Below are 1,443 nucleotides of genomic sequence, written 5' to 3'. Positions count from 1 at the left end.
CGACACCTGATTAGAACCGCTGCGCGGTTCCCGCTTGTATCCCCGCCCGATTGGGCGAGGGTTTACGCGGAGTTTTGCTAAGCCTTGTCGGCGATAGACTTCAAGTTCAAGTTGAGTGTGCTCCTGTGCTAACGCTTCAAATAGGTTAAAGGTAAACCAACTGATCACAGGGGCAACAGTAGCAGGCACTATGACTGGAAATACTACGGCGATCCAACTGTTAAAAATACTTGGGCTGATCAGAGCGTAAAGCGCATAACAAAACAGGGCAGAGCCTAAACTGGAATAGAGGCCATTCAATAGCAAATAGCGATAACGACCTTTGTCCGCAATGAGGCGTGCTTTTTTTATCAGTAGATCAGGCCGTCTGGGGGGCATGCGTGTATTGATCCTTTTCAGTAGAGCTAGATTGTTACCTAAAAATAGAGCGATTACATCTTTTGTCTAGTCTAATAGAGCGCATCTTTTGTGCTTGGGTGACCAATTATCGGCAAAATAATTTACTTCGTACACATTTCAATTTTAAGACCCACTATAGCTTGGTGCGCTAATACTTGGTTTGTATGCTTGAAGAAATGTGCCAATACAGCAGATGAGAAATATTTTAAGCCCCTGCCAGCTAAGAATATTAATAACAGCACGAAACATCTTGCTGTCGAAGCTGCAACACCGCTTTGACAAGGTCGTTTTATTCGGTATACAAGCGCCTATCGCTGGCTGGAAAGCCGATACACTTGGCCTGTTTAACTCACTTCTCGGACACCATTTATGCCCTCAATTGACAGTATTGAAGCGCCACCCGCTAATTTTTTAAGCCAAGAGGCCACCGATCAAATTTGCATGGCACTTTATACGGAAGGTTGGGCTGTTTTGGAGCAGTTTCTCAGTTCTGATTTTGTGGCGTTGTTACAGCAAGACCTAATGGTGCTGGATGAACAGGGTTGCTTTCATCGCGCAGGAATTGGCCGAGAACAGCAGTTTGTGTTGCGTGACGATATTCGCTCAGACCGAATCTGCTGGCTAGAGGGTGAAACTGACACCCAAACCCTGTTTCTACAATTGTTAGAGCAGTTGATGACCGCCGTAAATCGTCGCTTGTTTTTGGGCATGAATCACTTTGAAGCGATGTACGCTATTTATGAACCGGGGCAGTTTTATAAGAAGCACCTAGACAGCTTTCGCGGACAGCGTAACCGCATTATGACCTTGGTGTTTTATCTGAACCCTAACTGGCAGCCTGAGGATGGGGGTGAGTTTGTGTTATACCCAGAGGAAGGCGACCAAGCGATTGCAACCGTTGCTCCTAAAGCGGGTACAGTGGCGGCATTCTTAAGCGAAGAGTTTCCCCACGAAGTGCTTACATCGCAGGCAACACGCCACAGCATTGCGGTGTGGTTTCGCATCAGAGAAAACGAGTTTCCGTAATAACTCAAACGGGCGGGG

At 46.8% G+C, this 1,443-nt stretch carries 2 protein-coding genes; one reads left to right on the top strand and one right to left on the bottom strand.

Annotated elements, in window-relative coordinates:
* Positions 1-378, bottom strand: a 378-nt coding sequence (locus B5D26_RS16010) for a hypothetical protein (protein ID WP_143833139.1), incomplete at its 3' end; no start/stop codon positions are given.
* Positions 379-768: 390 nt separating this feature from the next.
* Here B5D26_RS16010 and B5D26_RS16005 point away from each other — a divergent pair.
* On the top strand, positions 769-1,425 hold the full coding sequence (locus B5D26_RS16005; RefSeq protein WP_078746707.1) for a 2OG-Fe(II) oxygenase: 657 nt from the start codon (positions 769-771) through the stop codon (positions 1,423-1,425).
* Positions 1,426-1,443: the final 18 nt, after the last annotated feature.

Origin of the sequence: Oceanospirillum multiglobuliferum, from assembly GCF_900167095.1 — a bacterium.
GTDB classification, from domain to species: Bacteria; Pseudomonadota; Gammaproteobacteria; order Pseudomonadales; family Halomonadaceae; genus Oceanospirillum; species Oceanospirillum multiglobuliferum.
Note: the sequence above shows the minus strand (reverse complement) of the source record. Positions and strands in the feature narration are given on the sequence as shown.

Coding starts and splice junctions, on each gene's coding strand:
- B5D26_RS16005 (WP_078746707.1), top strand. CDS start 769: ATGCCCTCAATTGACAGTATTGAAGCGCCACCCGCTAATTTTTTAAGC.